At 32.9% G+C, this 18,058-nt stretch carries 24 protein-coding genes and 2 tRNA genes; 19 read left to right on the forward strand and 7 right to left on the reverse strand.

The window, feature by feature from the left end:
* Positions 1–61: 61 nt before the first annotated feature.
* Both trmB and trxA read left to right on the forward strand, forming a co-directional pair.
* Positions 62–709, forward strand: coding sequence for a tRNA (guanosine(46)-N7)-methyltransferase TrmB (gene trmB, locus CLOLE_RS03800; protein WP_013655745.1), 648 nt, complete (start codon positions 62–64; stop codon positions 707–709).
* A 185-nt stretch (positions 710–894) separates the two neighbouring features.
* Complete coding sequence (trxA, locus tag CLOLE_RS03805) at positions 895–1,212, forward strand: thioredoxin (RefSeq protein WP_013655746.1); 318 nt, start codon at positions 895–897, stop codon at positions 1,210–1,212.
* An 89-nt stretch (positions 1,213–1,301) separates the two neighbouring features.
* Here trxA and CLOLE_RS03810 read toward each other — a convergent pair whose 3' ends face one another.
* Positions 1,302–2,555, reverse strand: coding sequence for an AI-2E family transporter (locus tag CLOLE_RS03810; protein ID WP_013655747.1), 1,254 nt, complete (start codon positions 2,553–2,555; stop codon positions 1,302–1,304).
* Between the two features lie 224 nt (positions 2,556–2,779).
* Here CLOLE_RS03810 and CLOLE_RS03815 point away from each other — a divergent pair.
* From CLOLE_RS03815 to CLOLE_RS03825, 3 genes are all read left to right on the forward strand, one after another.
* Positions 2,780–2,864: transfer RNA gene (locus CLOLE_RS03815), tRNA-Leu, on the forward strand.
* Positions 2,865–3,012: 148 nt separating this feature from the next.
* Positions 3,013–3,097 (forward strand) — tRNA-Leu (locus tag CLOLE_RS03820).
* A gap of 342 nt (positions 3,098–3,439) precedes the next feature.
* Positions 3,440–5,320, forward strand: coding sequence for a DUF4914 family protein (locus CLOLE_RS03825; protein ID WP_013655748.1), 1,881 nt, complete (start codon positions 3,440–3,442; stop codon positions 5,318–5,320).
* A gap of 360 nt (positions 5,321–5,680) precedes the next feature.
* On the opposite strand, the gene CLOLE_RS03830 is transcribed toward CLOLE_RS03825, so the two are convergent.
* Positions 5,681–6,811: a tyrosine-type recombinase/integrase gene (locus CLOLE_RS03830; protein ID WP_013655749.1), complete on the reverse strand. Its 1,131-nt coding sequence runs from the start codon at positions 6,809–6,811 to the stop codon at positions 5,681–5,683.
* A 168-nt stretch (positions 6,812–6,979) separates the two neighbouring features.
* On the opposite strand from CLOLE_RS03830, the gene CLOLE_RS03835 reads away from it, so the two are divergent.
* The gene (locus CLOLE_RS03835) at positions 6,980–7,525 is read left to right on the forward strand and encodes a hypothetical protein (protein WP_013655750.1); all 546 of its coding nucleotides are present in this window, start codon (positions 6,980–6,982) and stop codon (positions 7,523–7,525) included.
* Between the two features lie 77 nt (positions 7,526–7,602).
* On the opposite strand, the gene CLOLE_RS03840 is transcribed toward CLOLE_RS03835, so the two are convergent.
* Together CLOLE_RS03840 and CLOLE_RS03845 are read right to left on the reverse strand one after the other, a co-directional pair.
* Complete coding sequence (locus CLOLE_RS03840; RefSeq protein ID WP_013655751.1) at positions 7,603–8,520, reverse strand: exonuclease domain-containing protein; 918 nt, start codon at positions 8,518–8,520, stop codon at positions 7,603–7,605.
* Between the two features lie 58 nt (positions 8,521–8,578).
* Entirely contained in the window at positions 8,579–8,947 is a 369-nt protein-coding gene (locus CLOLE_RS03845) for a helix-turn-helix domain-containing protein (protein WP_013655752.1), read from the reverse strand.
* Positions 8,948–9,073: 126 nt separating this feature from the next.
* Here CLOLE_RS03845 and CLOLE_RS22775 point away from each other — a divergent pair, with 126 nt between their 5' ends.
* From CLOLE_RS22775 to CLOLE_RS03885, 11 genes are all read left to right on the forward strand, one after another.
* Positions 9,074–9,238, forward strand: a complete 165-nt coding sequence (locus tag CLOLE_RS22775; protein ID WP_013655753.1) for an HD domain-containing phosphohydrolase — start codon at positions 9,074–9,076, stop codon at positions 9,236–9,238.
* 2 nt (positions 9,239–9,240) lie between these two features.
* Entirely contained in the window at positions 9,241–9,549 is a 309-nt protein-coding gene (locus CLOLE_RS03850) for a helix-turn-helix transcriptional regulator (RefSeq protein ID WP_013655754.1), read from the forward strand.
* A 12-nt stretch (positions 9,550–9,561) separates the two neighbouring features.
* Positions 9,562–9,768 (forward strand): hypothetical protein, encoded by a 207-nt coding sequence (locus tag CLOLE_RS03855; protein WP_013655755.1) that lies wholly within the window; start codon positions 9,562–9,564, stop codon positions 9,766–9,768.
* Between the two features lie 12 nt (positions 9,769–9,780).
* Positions 9,781–9,951, forward strand: coding sequence for a hypothetical protein (locus CLOLE_RS22780; protein WP_013655756.1), 171 nt, complete (start codon positions 9,781–9,783; stop codon positions 9,949–9,951).
* Positions 9,952–10,187: 236 nt separating this feature from the next.
* A complete protein-coding gene (locus CLOLE_RS03860; protein ID WP_157864033.1) occupies positions 10,188–10,388 on the forward strand; it encodes a hypothetical protein in 201 nt (66 codons plus the stop codon).
* Positions 10,389–10,575: 187 nt separating this feature from the next.
* On the forward strand, positions 10,576–11,301 hold the full coding sequence (locus CLOLE_RS03865; protein ID WP_013655759.1) for a rolling circle replication-associated protein: 726 nt from the start codon (positions 10,576–10,578) through the stop codon (positions 11,299–11,301).
* An 11-nt stretch (positions 11,302–11,312) separates the two neighbouring features.
* Positions 11,313–11,477 (forward strand): hypothetical protein, encoded by a 165-nt coding sequence (locus CLOLE_RS22785; protein WP_013655760.1) that lies wholly within the window; start codon positions 11,313–11,315, stop codon positions 11,475–11,477.
* Entirely contained in the window at positions 11,452–12,051 is a 600-nt protein-coding gene (locus CLOLE_RS03870) for a hypothetical protein (protein ID WP_013655761.1), read from the forward strand. Before CLOLE_RS22785 ends, CLOLE_RS03870 begins: the two co-directional genes overlap by 26 nt.
* A complete protein-coding gene (locus tag CLOLE_RS03875; RefSeq protein ID WP_013655762.1) occupies positions 12,048–12,434 on the forward strand; it encodes a VRR-NUC domain-containing protein in 387 nt (128 codons plus the stop codon). Before CLOLE_RS03870 ends, CLOLE_RS03875 begins: the two co-directional genes overlap by 4 nt.
* 4 nt (positions 12,435–12,438) lie before the next feature.
* Positions 12,439–13,224, forward strand: coding sequence for a ParA family protein (locus tag CLOLE_RS03880; protein ID WP_013655763.1), 786 nt, complete (start codon positions 12,439–12,441; stop codon positions 13,222–13,224).
* Positions 13,225–13,233: 9 nt separating this feature from the next.
* Entirely contained in the window at positions 13,234–14,190 is a 957-nt protein-coding gene (locus tag CLOLE_RS03885; protein ID WP_013655764.1) for a ParB/RepB/Spo0J family partition protein, read from the forward strand.
* Between the two features lie 111 nt (positions 14,191–14,301).
* Here CLOLE_RS03885 and CLOLE_RS03890 read toward each other — a convergent pair whose 3' ends face one another.
* A complete protein-coding gene (locus CLOLE_RS03890; protein ID WP_242825769.1) occupies positions 14,302–14,808 on the reverse strand; it encodes a DUF4145 domain-containing protein in 507 nt (168 codons plus the stop codon).
* A 635-nt stretch (positions 14,809–15,443) separates the two neighbouring features.
* Between CLOLE_RS03890 and CLOLE_RS03895 the strand changes: the two genes are divergently transcribed.
* Positions 15,444–16,964 (forward strand): DNA cytosine methyltransferase, encoded by a 1,521-nt coding sequence (locus CLOLE_RS03895; protein WP_013655766.1) that lies wholly within the window; start codon positions 15,444–15,446, stop codon positions 16,962–16,964.
* A gap of 54 nt (positions 16,965–17,018) precedes the next feature.
* On the opposite strand, the gene CLOLE_RS03900 is transcribed toward CLOLE_RS03895, so the two are convergent.
* The gene (locus tag CLOLE_RS03900; RefSeq protein ID WP_013655767.1) at positions 17,019–17,303 is read right to left on the reverse strand and encodes a hypothetical protein; all 285 of its coding nucleotides are present in this window, start codon (positions 17,301–17,303) and stop codon (positions 17,019–17,021) included.
* 161 nt (positions 17,304–17,464) lie between these two features.
* Entirely contained in the window at positions 17,465–17,758 is a 294-nt protein-coding gene (locus CLOLE_RS03905) for a hypothetical protein (protein ID WP_013655768.1), read from the reverse strand.
* Between the two features lie 125 nt (positions 17,759–17,883).
* Between CLOLE_RS03905 and CLOLE_RS22790 the strand changes: the two genes are divergently transcribed.
* Complete coding sequence (locus CLOLE_RS22790; RefSeq protein ID WP_013655769.1) at positions 17,884–18,051, forward strand: hypothetical protein; 168 nt, start codon at positions 17,884–17,886, stop codon at positions 18,049–18,051.
* The last annotated feature ends 7 nt before the right edge of the window (positions 18,052–18,058 follow it).

The raw sequence follows: 18,058 nt of genomic DNA on the forward strand, positions 1-18,058 counted from the left end.
ATGACAAAAACGAAAAATCATGATACTGGTGAGTTTCATATAGAAGAGGAAGGAATAACCCATGCGCTTAAGAAGAGATAATAGAGCACCTGAGTATTTAGCACAAGATGAAAGAGTTGTATTAAATCCTGAAAGCTTTAGAGGGAAATGGCATGAATTATTTGGTAATAACAACCCTATTCATGTTGAGTTTGGATGTGGAAAAGGCGGTTTTATTACCGAGTTAGCTAGAAGAAATCCACACATTAATTATATTGCAGCTGAAAGAGCAGAAACAGTTGTATATAAAGCCTGTAAAAAAGCAAATTCATCAGAAGAAACCCCAAGTAATTTAAGATTCTTATATTTTGATGTAAGCAATTGTAAAGAAATTTTTGAAACAGGAGAGGTAGAACGTTTATATCTTAATTTTTCTGATCCATGGCCAAAGACAAGACATGCCAACAGAAGATTAACTTATAGAGGTTTTCTGGAAAAATATGCTGATATCTTAAAAAAAGAAGGGGAAATCCACTTTAAAACGGATAATAAAGGCCTCTTTGGTTTTTCAATTGAAGAATTTTCAGCGAGTGGTTGGCTAATGAAAAATGTTACTTTAGATCTTCATAATAGTGGTATGGAAGATAATATTATGACAGAATACGAAAAAAAATTCTCAGAGCTAGGCTTTACCATTAACCGCTTAGAAGCAGTTAATCCACGTCAGTGATGAGTTAAAATGGCCTATAATAAAAATACTTTTCCTTGTAGAATGCATAGAATATAAAAAATAAGTTATACTAACTAAGAATAATTATATATTGCATTTAATGACAAGATATAATAAACTAACCTTATATAGTAGTACAAAAATAAACTAGACATATATATATACGTCTACAAGGAGGAATAAGTATGGCATATAAGTTTACAGATGATAATTTTAAAACAGATGCACTTGAATCTTCAATTCCAGTTGTAGTAGATTTCTACGCTGATTGGTGTGGACCATGTAAAATGATGGCTCCAGTTATTGATGAGTTAGCAGGCGATTATGAGGGGAAAGTACGTATTGGAAAAGTGAATACGGATGAAAATCGTGGAACTGCTTCTAAATACAATGTTATGAGCATTCCAACTATTCTTTTTATTAAAAACGGTGAAGTAGTAGATCAAGTAGTAGGTGCTGTTCCAAAAACAGTTTTAGAACAAAAAATCAATAGTATGCTTTAAAATAAATAGCATAGTAAATAAAACGCTGATGTTCCTTATGTAAGGAAATCAGCGTTTTTATTTATTATATTTGATTTACTTAGTTTCATCTATTTAGTTTTATTTTTACCTACTTTTACAGGCTTTTTCTCAGAAGGCAATGGAGCATCTACAGGAATGGGGTCTAGATGAACATCCTTCTGGCTTAATACACGGTCCATATAGCGATTAAGGTTCTTAAGGAGTACAGCGATAATAGGAGAAGCGAAGAACATACCTAGAGGGCCCCAAAGTGCACCACCTATTAAGATACCTGAGATAATCCAAAATGGACTTAGTCCGATAGAATCGCCTAAGATTTTTGGACCTAATACAAGTCCGTCAAATTGTTGAAGAAGGAAAATAAAAATACCGACGACAACAGCTGGCATAAAACCAGTAAAAAGTGTAATGATAACAGCAGGAATAGCGCCTAATAGTGGTCCAAAGTAAGGAATCATATTAAGTACACCTACAATGAAGGACAATAGAATCGCATAAGGATTATCTAGAATAGATAGGCCTACAAAACAAATGGCACCAATAATAAAGGAATCGATAAATTTACCTACAAAGAATTTAATAAAGATTTCATGTCCTTCTGAAAAGACAGCAATAAGCTTATCAGCTTTTTGACGGCTAAGAAGAGTATAGCATAGACGTTTAGTACCATAAGAAAATGACTCTTTTTGCATAAGTACATAAAAAGCGATCACAAGTCCCATAACCCAGTTAAATAAGGAAGAAACAATGCTCATAGCTTGTCCCATTAAATTACTTACGATATTTCCAAGAAAATCAGTGTTGAGGTATTTAGCAGGATCAATCATCGTAAAAACTTGAGAAGTATCTAACTGATAAGGTAAGCCAGAGATACTTTGATTAACGGATTTTTCAAGGGCATTAATTTTCTCTTCTAAGTTATTAGCATAATCAGGTAAGGCCGCAGAAAGATCTTTAATATTTTCTGTGATTTGTGGCACAAGATAACGGAACATAAGGATGACAGTACCTATAATACAAATGTAAACAGCCACAATTGAAATGCTACGAATGGCTTTTTTCTGATTCACAGTAGAAGGTTTAAACCATTTAATAAAATAATTTTCAAAGAAAATCATTATAGGATTAAATAAATAAGCAATAAGTAATCCATATAAGATTGGGGCAATAATACTAATAATTCCTTTAAAGAAAGCTAAAATCGAGGGTGCAATATTATCTGTATTAGAAGAAATACGATAAAAAAGAATAGACACCACGATGACCATAATAGCGTATAAAGAAACTTTTAAATAAGAATTGTTTTTCCAAAAGTTTTTCATGACTATACCTCCGCAGATAATGATTCAATTTTAGCATACTATAGATTTAAAAAGAACATATAAAGTATTAAAAAATCCAACAGAAATCTTAAGAAAAATTAAATAAAGTATCTAAGCGTAATTACATGTTTAAATAAAACTAAAATGAATGGATAAAAGAGTTGACATATGCCAATGTGTTAGATATAATATGTTTTGTCTTAAGAGATAAGGCAGATATAAATGCGATTGTGGCGGAATTGGCATACGCGCTAGACTAAGGATCTAGTGCCTGTAACGGGCTTGGGGGTTCGAGTCCCCCCAATCGCAGTAGAAAAAACCTTTTTTTAACAATTAGTTAAAAGAAGGTTTTTTGCATAGAGAAGATTGAGTTTATAGGCTATATAAAAAAGTGTTGACATATGTAATAGGTTTAGGTATAATAATATCTGTCCTGAAAATATTAATATTGAAAAATGCGATTGTGGCGGAATTGGCATACGCGCTAGACTAAGGATCTAGTGCCTGTAACGGGCTTGGGGGTTCGAGTCCCCCCAATCGCATTAAGATGAAAAAGATCATTGTATTTATTACAATGGTCTTTTTTTATATACATATGGAATTCTTAATATGAAAATACAAAAGCATAAACATTAATGAATAAAAATAATTTTAAGATAAATATACAGAATAAATTATAATATAATGCAAAAATACGCAATTTATAAACAAAATTATAAAAAATAATAAGTAAACTAAAAATTTTTTTCTTGTATTTTATTTACTCTTAAAATTAAATATTGTATGATGGTAGAGATAGGAAAAATGCAAGAAAAAATAAGTAAGGATTTATTTGTATCTATTTATATAAAAACGTTAAAAAATTTATACTGGAGATGAAGCAGATGAAAACTTGGGAAAAAATGAACCTGCCACAAGAAGTGGAAAATCTATTAAATGAGAAAGATAATATTATTGTACCGTCATCTAGAGAACAACTTTTAGAGCTTTCGTTAGGTGAAAAATATCAGAAAACCTTTCAAGTTGCTTATAATGTAAAAGGGAAAGGACCTGTAGTAGAAGCGGATGTAGTACGTTGCAAAAATGGTATATCAGTTAATTATAAAGATATGTACATGAGAAGACGTGATCCAAACTCAATGGTGATTGGAGATCATAAACCAACAGATAAAAGAAGATATAAAGATGAGTTTGGTATGGATTTTGAAGGCGTTAGAGAAGAAACTTTCGAATGGCTTAAAGAACAAGATCTTATAGTAATGCCATTTTTAGCAGGTGGCAGCAAAATGGGGTATGAGGCTCTTATGATAGGACCACGCAATGCTGCTTTCTTTGCTACAGCACTTTCTGATCTTCAAGCTTTTATTCCAGCAGAAGAGATAAGAGATGGTTTCACGCCAAGAGCTATTGTTTATGTAGCACCACCATTTAGACATACGCATTTTGATGGTAAACAAGTTGTTGTACATAATCGTTTAGATAACTTACATGAAGTATTTGCATATAACCTTTATCCAGGCCCAAGTGCTAAAAAGGGTGTTTATAGTGTCCTTTTAGATATCGGTGAAAGAGAAGGATGGGTAACGCTTCATGCTTCAACTGTAAAAGTTATTACGCCATATGAAAATGTACTTACTATTATGCACGAAGGTGCTAGTGGCGGTGGTAAGAGTGAGATGGCTGAGCAAATGCATAAAGATGCAGAAGGACGCGTACGTCTTGCAACTAACATGGTAACAGGTGACAGCAGCTATGTTAATATTAGTGCAAAATGTGAACTTAGACCAGTAACAGATGATATGGCTATGTGTCATCCAAGTATTCAAAATGATAGCAAAAAGCTTGTGGTTATTGATGGAGAAGAAGGTTGGTTCCTTCGTGTTAATCATATTACTGAATATGGGACAGACCCTTATTATGAAAAAATGTGTATCCATCCTAAGACACCACTTGTGTTCTTAAATATGAATGCAACACCGGATTCAACTTGCTTAATTTGGGAACATACAGTAGATGAAGAACTTGGAAAACCTTGTCCTAACCCACGCATTATTATGCCTAGAGCTTTTGTGCCAAATGTAGAAGATGGTCCAGCAGAAGTAGATATTCGTAGCTTTGGTGTACGTGCACCTCTTTGTACAAAAGAAGAACCTACTTATGGTATTATGGGTATGTTCCATATCCTTCCTCCAGCACTTGCTTGGATTTGGCGCCTTGTTGCACCAAGAGGGCATGCTAACCCAAGTATTCTAGATAGTGAGGGTGGTATGAAGAGTGAAGGTGTAGGATCTTATTGGCCATTTGCTACAGGAAGAAGAGTAGATCAAGCTAATTTACTATTAGAGCAAATTTTAGCAACACCAGATACAAGATATATTCTTATTCCTAACCAGCATATTGGCGCTTATGAAGTAGGTTTCATGTCTCAATGGATTGCTCGTGATTACTTAGCAAGACGAGGCAGTGTACAATTTAGAGAAGAGCAATTAATAGAGTCAAGGTGTCCACTTCTAGGCTACTCTCTTGAAAATTTAAGAGTAGACGGTACACATGTACCAAAAGTATTGCTTCGTACAGAATTACAACCTGAAATAGGAATTGAAGGCTATGATAAAGGAGCCACTATTTTAGGTGATTTCTTTAAAGAAGAACTTAAAAAATATTTATCTCCTGACTTAAATCCATTAGGTAGAGAGATTATTGAATGTTGTTTAAATGACGGCACAATTGAAGATTATAGAAATCTTATTTCTATTAAATTTTAAGTAACAAAAAATTCACAAAATCTTATTTATTCACATATTGTTTACAAATTAGAGGTAAAATAGACAAGAAATGATGTTATTCTTATATACGAACGGAACAGTAATCGAATAAACGATTACATATGGAAGTAATGTTACTTTATTCCCCTAAACTCGAAACTCCCCTAAACACATAAAGTAGCATTATTCATCCAAATAGCAAACCCTTACAAAACTCTATTTTTTACACCGAGTCCCCCAACTTGGTGTATTTTTTTATGCGCAAAAATAAAACGTTGTAAAATCAACGGTTTAAGGTGCTTTTAGAAAGGATATTTTTGCTTGTTAAATAGGTTTGGACAAAAATTGGACAAAAGATGATTAAGAACTTAAAAAATTATTATTTTTAATATCAACAATTGTATTATCAAGAACCTTGGCAACTTGCTTGTCAACTTCATTAATCGGTTGCATATAAATATTGGTTGTTTCAAGCTTACTATGTCCCATACGATTAGATAATGATTTCATGTTAACTCCTTTGCTAGCAAGTAGCGTTGCATGAAGATGACGTAGATCGTGGAAGTCTATAACAGGTAGATTGTTATTTTTTAAAATATTAGTGAAGAATGTAGAGAGGCATTGACGGCCTACAGGTTTATTTGTACGAGCAGACCAAAATAACTGTTTTGAAAGAGGGATACAATCTAAAGTGCTAATATAATTTTTTATAGCAGCTATAACAAAGTCAGGAGCATAGATATCACGTATAGAACTTTCAGACTTAGTTGTAATGTACCCTTCGACAACTTTTCCCTTTTCTGTATACTTACCAAATTGCTTATTGACTCTAATTATGTTATTTTCAAAGTCGATATCATCGAGGGTGAGTGCCCTAATTTCACTATTACGTAAGCCACAACCAAGAGCGATATAAAAGGCACATTTATGCATATGAGATGGCTTAGTGCTTAAGTTCTCATAAATTTCAAGTAGTTTTTTCATTTCATCAACGGTCATTAATTGTCCACGATTTTGATACTTTCTCTTTTGTGGTCTATCAACATACATACAGGGATTTTTAATGATTAGTTCCCACTTAACAGCCATTTCAAAAGTTTTCTTTAAACAGCTAAGATTATTACTTACAGTACTAGGGGCCAAATCCAATTCAGATAAATGTGTTACAAATTGTTGGATATGAAGTGGCTTAATGCTAGAAAGTTTTTTGTCGCCAAAGAATGGAAGTAGATGAGTATTATAGGTATTTTTGTAAAATTCAACTGTACTGTATTTACAATTAACCTTAACATACTGATCAGTTACAAGCTGGCAAAGCTCATTAAACTTCATATTTTCATTTGTACCTACGTTGCCTCTTTTTACATCAACTTTGAAAGCTTCATGTGCTTCTTTGGCCTTCTTTTCTGTGCCTTCAAATAGTTTTGTGTAAGGGATGCCATCTTTCATTATACGAAAGCGCCAAACATTACCATGCAAATCCATGGACATTTTTTTATACCTCCTAAGTGCTAAAATTTGTTAAACGTATTATATTTCAAAAAAATAAATAAAACAAGACAAAAAAATATAATCCAAAAATATTGTTGACTAAAAGGATAAACAAAAATATAATTATATCAATAGAACATATGTTCGATTTTGAAGGGGGATAAAAGAATGGAAAATAGACCAAGATATTATTTTGCACATCAATTAATGAAAAGTTTAGTGTTTCAAGGAAAAGATAAACTGGGGTTTATGATATTGGATGATGAAAATAAGTTTAAAGAGATGGTACAAGAGGGATGGAAACATTCAAATGAAACATTTAATAAAAAGTATAGACCATATAAAATAGAACTTTATTATAAAGGGATTAATGAGGATAAACTTCTTGTACTATTTTCTTCACCAAGTCCTAAGAAAATGTTAGATACATATTTTTGTGGGTTTGTTTTAGGTGGGAAGGTACCAAGATATTTTACTGTAGAAAAAGGTATGATGTACACAATATTAGGTGAGTGGACGACTGATGGACATATTAATTATGGAGAAGTAAGTAATGAAATAGAGGGGATAATAAGCAGAATAGAAGATATATATACAGATGTAAATCCAGCAGATGCAATGAGAAAAATAATAGAAGAAGGCAAACCGAAGAAGGCCCTAATAGGGGGGGAAAGTATTGAAAACAATATTATTGGAAATGATTTGCGAAATTGAAGATGAAAAGTTAATTAGATTACTAATTAAAATGATAGAGGGGTTTTATGAAAAATAAGCTAGAGGTTACCCCTAGCTTATAGCATTTGTAAGAAAGTAGATTCATCTATAATTTCTAAATCGTAGCCTTCGGAAATTAGTAGTTCGGCTTTTTTGAGTTTTGAACTTTTTTCGCCATCCACAAATCTGGAGTAATCCTGAATACCTATAACAAGATAATTAGCAGATTTGCCTACAGTATCTTTGCAATGACCACCAACGTCAACTACTTTTTGCATTGCATCTCTACGTAACATAGATGATAACGTACCGGTAAATATAACAGTCATATCATATAGAGGATGAGAGTCATCAAAAGAAGATGTAGTTGGCACAATATCCTTGGATGAAAGATTAGAAGATTTTTTTACACATTTAATATAGCCAGAAGGAGTATAGCTAGAAGAAGTAATTTTTCCAATTGTTAATCCTAACTTTGAATGTAAATCTTCAAAAGATGAAGTAGTATTTTGAATGAAAATATGATTAAGTAAAACAGCAGTTGCATGGGCATCTTCAAAGGCATGATGATGATTAAATTCAATATCTAAATATGAGGCAACAGTATCAAGACGGTAATTGATTAAATTAGGAAAGGTCTTTTTAGAAAGATTTCTTGTGCAACAATAGCTAAGCGTTGGTATAGGAATATTATATTTCAGTAATACATTTCTAAGAACACTTAAGTCAAAGGAAGCATAATGGGCAACAATCATATGATCAGAAATAAAAGAAAGAATATCTGGCCATAATTCATTAAATGTAGGTGAATTACAAACCATATCTTGAGTTATGCCGGTTAACGAAGTATTAAATAAGTCAAAATCATCTTCTGGATTAATTAAAGAGTAAAAAGAGTCAACAATATTTCCTTCATGAACTTTTACCATTCCTAAAGAGCAGGCACTACTACGAGAAGAATTAGCAGTTTCAAAGTCAATAACAACATAATTCATATAAATCCCCCTTATAATATGTATTTTAACAAAGTATATCAAAAAATAAAGGATAGCACTATTGATTTGTGCTATCCTTTATTTTTTTGATTAAATTTTCTATCAAATCCCAATCACTTTCATCAAGTTTGGCAAATGTCAACATAGTTTGTTTGATAAAGTCATTTTTACTAGCCAAGATTTTTCCCATTAGGTAAGCTAGTTCTTCGTCTCGATCCATTTGATTAAACATCTCACCGTTTCCAGTACGTAACCATTCTTCATTAACATTAAATTCATTGCAAATAAGCTTTTGCATCTGTTCGGTTAGATTATTTTCTCCATTCTCTAATTTAGAAATTGCCGTTTTTCGTACACCAAGTTTTTCACCAAAGTTTTCTTGTGTTAAATTAAGAGCTTTTCTAACAGACTTAATTCGTTCTTTCAATGGAATCTCCCCTTTCTATATACAAGATATCACAGTTAGTCCCTTAAAGCAACAAAAAGTATTGACAAAAACTATTAAAGGGACTAACATGTATCTATAAGGGACTGAAAAGAAGGAGGAATTTATATGGAAAAGTTAAATGAAGTAGAAAAAGAAAAACTAAAGAAAAGATTTGAAAGCACAACAAGAATGTTGGAAGAATTACCAGAATTAGAGCAAAGATATGTAGCAGGAATCATAGCAGGATTGTATTTTCGTTCAACAAGTAAAACGGAAGTAAAAGGAGCATAAGCATGGAATTAATGAAACCTATTTTAGAAGCAATTAGAGAAATCATTAGAGAAGAAATTCAAGCAGTACCACAGACTAAAACAGAACGTTGGGTAAATAGTGAAGAACTATGTGAGTATTTGGGTGTAAGTAGAAGTTGGTTGGCACATAGAGTAAAAGAAATTCCACATTTAAAAAGTCCGGTTAGATTTAAGATATCAGAGGTTGAAAAGTGGATTTTAGAAAATGAAATGGAAGAGACAAAACAACAAATAGCAGCAACGGTAATTAAGAAAGGTAAGAAACCCAATAAGACATTTAAAGTAGTTTAGGAGGTAATAAATATGGCTTTGAAAAAGGTAAAAGGCTATAAGAGATTAACCAAAGGGCAACAAGAACTGTTAGAAAGAGTATATGAAAAGCATATGCGAGCAGTAGAGGATGAAAGTAAGTGGGAGATTAAGAGTGTTATTTGGGAACGATCATATTTACGGGTTAGCTTTAAAAATGGTGAGTGGCTACATTATTCAATTAATGGAAATTGGTACTAAGGGGGAAAATGGATGGGAATGAAAGCTAATGTAGGAGGAACAAAGGAACAAGTGGAAAGAAAGATAAGGATTTTAAAAAGCCTTATAGCAGCTGATAAGAATAAAGGAGATAGCAGGTCACTAGAACATCACAGCAAAGCATTAAATGAGCATGAAAAATACTTAAAGGAGGTATGGGGATAACATGACACAAAAAGAAAGGGAACAGATAGATAAAAGCATATTAATTTCTATGGTAATATTTAGCTTTTTATCTATATGGATATGGTGTAAATAATGAATCTATTAATATTATCGGCAGTAGTAATCATTACATCATGGAAATTTGGACAAACATGGATAGGAAGAAATGAGAGAGAAAAAGAAGTGAATATATCAACAGGAGATGTTGATAAATGTGTGGATAAATGAGGTGTGATGTGCAAAGAATGACAATTGCAAATCCAAATAGTAGTACATACAGAATCCCAATAGAAAAAGTAGATTTATTTCGAGTAGAAAGCACAGGACTTAATACAGCATTCATGGGAACTATGATTGATAGACTAGGGAAATATGAAGATTTAGGATTAACACCAGAAGAGATAAAGGGAATGTTAAAAGATGGAAGAAGAAAATAGAAAAAGTCGGCTAGATTTCGCCAAAAACCTAGCCGACAAAAGTTGTACATATAAAATTTTCAGATAATTAATTTTAACATATGTACAGCACAAAAAGCAAGTTCTTACAAGGATTTAATAGCCTTTTACTAACTTGATAAAGATATTATCTTACCGACATATACCTAATTTAGATAGGGGTGTAAAGATGCCGTACATAGAAGAAAAATGCATAGCAGGAAAAACAATAGAGATAGAGAGAAAGTATAGTAGCAGATATAAGAAAAAAGGAATAACAAGAGGGAAGAACAAGAAGCCTACCACAGAGGAGCAAAAAGAAATAAATAATAGGATGGCTGAAAAGAAATTAAGAAGAAAAATAAATGCAAACTTTGGGGAGGGGGACTACCACTTAGTCCTTAACTTTAGACCAGAGGAAAGACCAAAGACAAAGCAAGAAGCAAAGAAGCAGATAGAGAACTTCATAAGAAGTCTTAGAAAAGAATATAGAGAACAGAACATGGAACTTAAGTACATACATGTAATAGAACAGGGAAAGAATGGAGCAATGCATCATCACTTAGTCATAAATGAAATAGATCCTAAAACAATAAGCAAGGCTTGGAAGTTTGGAAGAATAAATATAAATCCACTTGATGAAACAGGACAATATGCAAAACTAGCAAGCTACCTCATTAAATACACATCTAAAGTAATAGGAACGGATAGAGCCATATACGGAAGAAGATGGAATGAAAGCAAGAATCTAAAAGAGCCAGTTGTAGAGAAGCGAATAGTAAAGGAAAAAGGCTGGTATAGAGAAGAAGCAAAGGCACCTAAAGGATATTATGTGCAAAAAGAAAGTATAGCTAAGGGCATTTGTCCTTATAGTGGCTATCCATATTTTAAGTATACACTGGTCAAATTAGAGTGAGGGAGGTAGCTATGATTCAGCAGGAAATAATAAAGCATTATAAAGAGCTAGAGGATAGAGAACAAAGTTACATAGTAGAGATTCAAAAAATGATGTTGGAGAATAAGGAACTTAGAGAAAAAAATGAGAGGTTAAGGGAGGAGCGTAAACATGGGAAAGAGTGTAAGGAGAATTAATCCAGAAACTAAAGAAGAGAAAACATTTAAAAGCATTAGAGAAGCAGCAATAAGTATAAGTAATGGAACAGAAAAAACACCTTGGAGGTCACATAAATTAGGACAAGCAATTAAAAACGAGGAAATATATAGAGGATACAAATGGGAAATCATAGATGAAGAAATAGTTTATGAAGATTGGATGATTGAATACATAAGAAAAAATTATAAGGGAATAGAAAGTCTAGAAAGTATTGCAAAGGCAATAGGAAGAACGAAGATTCAAGTAAAAAACAAAGTAACGTATATGGGACTTAAAGAGAAGGCAAATATATGGGAAGTAGATACAAGGCTTATAGATTATAAGGCATTTAAAAACAAGGTAGATAGGATTAAGAAAAAAGTACATAAGGGAGCAAAAGTAAAGGTGAATATCTACAATGAAGACACAGAAGCGGATGGAAGAAAAACAAAAAGAACCATAGAAGCAGAAGTTGATGGGGCATATAGATGCTTTGTAAATGTAATAGTAAATGGAATTAGAAGATCATATAGGTATGAAGAGATACTTGAAGTTGAGGAGGAAATTAGATGAGAACAGTAGTAAACGGTGAATGGATGGGAACAGAAGCAGAGGAGCAGATGTGTATATTTAGGTGGGCAGCATATGAACAAGCAAGAAGGCCAGAGCTTGCATTAATGTATCATGTGCCAAACGGTGGGAAAAGAGATATTGGAACAGCTAAGAAATTTAAGCTAGAAGGAGTAAAAGCAGGGGTACCAGATATAGTTCTTCCAGTATCAAGGGGAGGCTATCATGGCCTATACATAGAACTTAAGGTAGGTAAAAACAAACCTAGTAAGGAGCAGCAGGAATGGCTACATAGATTAGAGGCAGAAGGTTATTATACAACATGGTGTATTGGAAGTAAGCAAGCAATAGAGGAAATACAAAACTATTTACAAATGATGAGGTGAGGGTATGAGAGTAATTAGTGTAATTAATTTAAAAGGTGGAGTTGGGAAAACGACAACAAGTGCAAACTTGGCATATGATTTAGCAGAATATCATGGTTGTAAGGTGCTAGTAATAGACAATGATAAACAAGGTAATATATCTCGTTTATTTAAAGCCTATGATGAGGATGAAGATTGTGGCATGTATAAGGTGCTATTAGAGGATAAGCTAACAGACATAATAAAATATACAGACTATACCAATATTGATATCATCACAGCTAACATGACATTATTAAGTGCTAACTTAATGTTAATGCAAGAAGATACTGAGGAGCAGCACACAAGATTAAGAAATTACTTAAGTCAGTTAGAGAATTTGGATAATGAGACATATAGAGAATATGACTATGTGATTATAGATAATCCTCCAACAATAGACATGTGTGTTATTAATGCCTTGGCATGTACAGATGATGTAATAGTTCCAGTTAAAGTTGATAAATGGGCACTTGAAGGATTAGATATTATAACAAGTCAGATTAAAGAAGCAAAAGAGTTTAATCCATGCCTTAATATACTAGGAGTATTAATCACAGCATTCAAGAAAAATGACATTAATGAAGCAGGTGAAGAGTGGATAAGGAAAAAAAGTGGATATCCAGTATTTGAGACAAAGATAAGAAGAACAGAAAAAGCAGATGAAGCCACATTTTTTGAGAAGCCAGTTGGAGAGTATTCAACTAGAAGTGCAGCAGCAAGGGACTACAAAGCGTTAACATTAGAATATTTGAGATTAACGGAAGAGTAGGTGGAAACTATGGCGAAGTTTAGTATTAGTGATCTAATGAATAACAAGAGCAAGGAGCAGCTAAACAAAGAGGTATATAGGCATATTAAAGTTAAACCACAAGATATGATACCTTCCGAAGATAATTTTTATTCTATGGACAGTATAGAGGAACTAGCAAAATCAATACTATTGGTTGGATTACAACAGCCAATAGTATTAGCTAAAGTAGAAGAAAGCTACAAGATCATAAGTGGACATAGAAGAAGAAAAGCTATCTTATGGTTAATAGAGCAAGGATATAGCCAATTTGAAGAAATGGAAAGTCTATATACTGAAATGTCACAGAGTATGTTAAATCTATCGCTAATCATTGGTAATGCATTTACTAGAAAAATGACTGATTACGATTTGCTAGTACAGGAGCAGAGATTAAAAGAGGCACTAATTAAAGCTAAAGAAGCAGGAGAAATAGAGATAAAAGGTAAGCTTAGAGATTGCATAGCAGAATTGTTAGGAATGAGTAGTACAAAGGTAGCACAGATAGAGGCTATCAATAATAATTTAGCAGAGGAAGTAAAAGAAGAGGTTATGAAAGGACAAGTAAGTTTTAGTAGTGCCTATGAAATGAGTAAAATTGAGCCAGAGCAGCAGAAAGAAGTGTTAGAAAAAGCAAAAGAGATAGAGGCAACAGGAAAAGATATTAAGCAAATGGTAATAGAGAAAAGAGAGCAGCAAAAGAAAGAGGAAATGGACAAAGAAGCCGAACCGACATTAAGAAGAACAGTAGGAGAGGAACAGATAGGACAAGTTATAAAGGTGTCAGAATCTAACACCATCAAAGCACCAATACAGATTGTTGAGTTTAAAGTACCAGATGTATTACAGCAGTTATTAGAAATGTATCACCTTATACAAGAGGATGAGTTCATAAAGATTTTAGAAATATATCAAGCATGCAACGAAAGGATGAATGAAAATAACTGAAAAGATGTTAGCAAAGTGTTTTTTTATTGTTAGCTAGAATACGAAGTTCTAGAAAAGACTTATAGAATTTTAGGATAAAAAAATAGGAGCCAATGAGGCTCCAGCAAGAGATTACTTACCTTTCTTTTCAGCTTGTTTCTGAGCAGTTGTTGTTAGTATTTTTGAGAATAAATTATCACGCTCATGTCGATTTATATACCATTCCTTCATAAGTAACTCAATTAATACTATGAGATTTTCAGCTTCAGAAGGGTCAATATCTATAATGACACTAGTATCCTTCTCCATATGAGCACCAATATTACCAAGTTTTCGTAGTCCATCAAGTGCAGACCATAAGTCAGCTGGGATTTTTCCGTTTAATTCAGATATTTCATCGTACAAACTTCCCTTACTTATTTTCCAAAAGTCTCTAATCATACCTTGTAAACAACGTCTAGAAAGAGTGGCTGAAGCTTTTGGACTTAAATTAACAATGGCACAAGCTTCTTGGTAATCATTTCTGATTTGTTCAGGTATGTAGTCTGGGAATTGTTTGGCAACTGAATTAGGGTAAAAATTAGATGTCATATCTTTAACCTGATTTCCAACTCCGGTTACTTTAATTGTTGACTTCATACATGATGGGCAGTTGTAAAAAGTTATTCTTACGGTTGAGCTATGACAATGGTTTTGCGAAATACTTATTATATCTTCATTAGGCTTGTTAAAGCTTGGATGATATGAGCGTACGGTTGTATTATCAATTGACATAATTTGATTACAAAAAGGGCATGTAAAACCTGGCATAAAATCACATCCTTTATTATGTATTTGACTAGATTTTACACCATGTTTAGTAAGAAGAATGTCGAAACAAGTAATAAAAGAAACAATTTGACTTTTGTTTAGGTAAAAATAAAGGCCCCTATGAACTAGGAGCCAGGTATTGAGTTAGACGTGGATTAGATTACACCAAAAAGCTTAAGAATCATCAAAACATAATAAGTACTTGCAATCACTTTATAGAAAGTATCCATATCTAACTGTAAAGCTATAGTCATCATTTGCATCCTCCTCCCACATAGCAGGGAGTTTACTCTAATAGGTATTGCTATGTATATAGGTCAAATAGTTTATGGTTGATTTTACTAGAGTGATACGAAATAGATAACTATATTTATAGTAAATGATAATTTCTAAAAAGTAAATAATTTTCTGAAAAGGAGGAAAGAGTGGCGGCCGCTTAAATCTCTAGAGTACTCCTAAAAGATATGGGATTAATAGTTGATAACTTTGCAGGTGGGGGCGGTGCTTCCACAGGAATAGAACTAGCAACTGGAAGAAGTCCAGACATAGCAATTAATCATGATGAAGCAGCTATATTGATGCATAAGACTAATCACCCAAGTACAAAGCATTATCAAGAAAGTGTTTGGGATATTGATATAAAAAAGGTAACAGCAGGACAGCAAGTAGATTTAGCTTGGTTTAGTCCAGATTGTAAACACTTCTCAAAAGCTAAAGGTGGAAAGCCTTTAGAGAAAAAAATAAGAGGTTTGGCATGGATTGTTTTAAAGTGGGCAGGAACAGTAAAGCCGAGGGTAATTATTCTTGAGAACGTGGAGGAGTTTCAGACATGGGGACCTTTAAAGAAGGGACGACCTGTAAAAAGTAAAAAAGGCGACACGTTCAATAAGTGGAAAAAGCAACTTGAAGATTTAGGATACCAGGTACAGCACAGAGAGTTAAAAGCATGTGATTATGGGGCACCAACAAGCAGAAAAAGATTTTTCTTGATTGCTAGATGTGATGGTCAGCCTATAAAGTGGCCAGAACCTACACACTCAAATAAAGATAGTATAGAGGTTCAGTTTGGACTTAAGGAACCTTACAAAACAGCAGCAGATATTATTGATTGGTCTATACCCTGTAATTCTATATTTGAGAGAAGTAAGCCACTAGCAGAAAATACATTAAAAAGAATAGCTAAAGGGTTAGAGAAGTTTGTGTTTAATAATCCAGAACCTTTTATATTAAGCATTGGTCAAACAGGATTTAGCAGTGATCGTACAAGGAACATACATGAGCCAATAAACACAATAGTTAGCAAAGCAGAAGCTTGCTTGGTAGCACCTACATTGATTCAGTACCACACAGAGACAACAAAAAATGGAGTTAGAGGACAATCATTAAATGAGCCAATAAATACACTGGATGCCTCTAATAGATATGGATTAGTAAGTGCATTTATTTCTAAAGCATATGCAGGAGAAAGTAGATCAGTTGCTAGTAGCATAGATGATTGTGTACATACAATAACAGCTAGACCATGTTTTTCACTTGTAGAAGTAGCTTTGGGAGATGTAAAAGACCATTCGGAAGAGGTACAAGCATTTTTAGACAAGTACTATGGTAAAGCAGTATTTGGAGATAGGAAAGCACATGATGAGGCATTTCTAATTAAGTACTATGGACAGGGTACAGGGCAAGATATAAAGGCATCTTTAGACACGATTACAAGTAAGGATAGGTTCGGATTAGTAACTATCAAGGGTGAAGAATACAAGATTATAGATATAGGACTTAGGATGCTAGAGCCTCATGAGTTATTTGCAGCACAGGGATTTCCAAGTAACTACATAATAGACCATGATTACAAAGGGAATGTATATCCTAAGACTAAACAAGTAGCAAGATGTGGGAATGCAGTTCCTCCACCGTTTTCAAAAGCACTTGTAGAGGCTAATTGTGGTTGGTTATGTAAGAGTAAAGACGGTAAAGAAGCTATCTAAACAAAATGAATTTTTATATCTACCCCGTTGATATAGGGTAGATATAAGGTTGCTTTATTTTTGGTAAGTATCTATAAAAGCTTGCCCGGATTCAGATATGCTAGGAACAGGTTCAACACCCATTATATCAAGATGGTATTGTGGATTACCAATTACGGGAAAGTTATTTAGAAAAGCTATATTTCCAATATATCCTTTACCGATTACTAAACCTATTGCGATTTGGAATAATTCTTGATTAAAGTCAACATTAATAAATGGAATTCCAGTTGGACTTAAGTGAAAGTTATTCAGTATTTCATAGATAGCTTGATTTATTTGTTCTTTAGTATATAACATGCTTATTTCTCCTTTCTCTTTAGTATTTCAGTAAATACCTGATAAAAGAATTATAGAGTTTAAAGTAAATAAAAAATGTCGAAAACAGTAATTTAAAAAATACGAATTTAAAAAAGTTGCTAGTGTGAATTGATTCCAACTAGCAACATAGATAGTGGTTGTTATCTTAAAGATGTAAAGGCTAAATATTTTAAGTTAATTAAATCATATTCAGCTATAGGATTCTTTCCAGCAGCAGTTTCGCCTAATTCTGCTACAAATATTCTAGATTTATCACTGAGGGTGGTTAAGAGATTGTCAGCGATTTCTTTGCAAGAACATTCATCTATGGTTGATATTAACCAACTTGAATCAGTTAGTTGCAATCCACCATATTCATATTCTAGTAATTTGTTGAATGATTCAATATCATTATCACCTACTAGTTGATATGTAACTAATAACATTTTAAACATAATGCTATTTCTCCTTTCTCTTTAGTATTCCAAGCATGTACTTGATAAGAGCATTATAGAACTTAAAGTAAATAAAGAATGTCGAAAATAGTAACTAAAAAATAAGAATTTTAAGAGGTGAAACTATGAGATTTATGAAATGTGCTGATTGTCAGTATAATAGCACAAAGTATTTAAAAGGTAAGCCTGAATGGTATTGTATGTATTTTAAAATATTGTGTGAAAAAGTTACTTGTGAAAATTGCTATGATGATGAAAGTACATTACCTAATGATAAAGAAAAATATGATTAATAAAATC

Source organism: Cellulosilyticum lentocellum DSM 5427 (assembly GCF_000178835.2).
GTDB lineage: Bacteria > Bacillota > Clostridia > Lachnospirales > Cellulosilyticaceae > Cellulosilyticum > Cellulosilyticum lentocellum.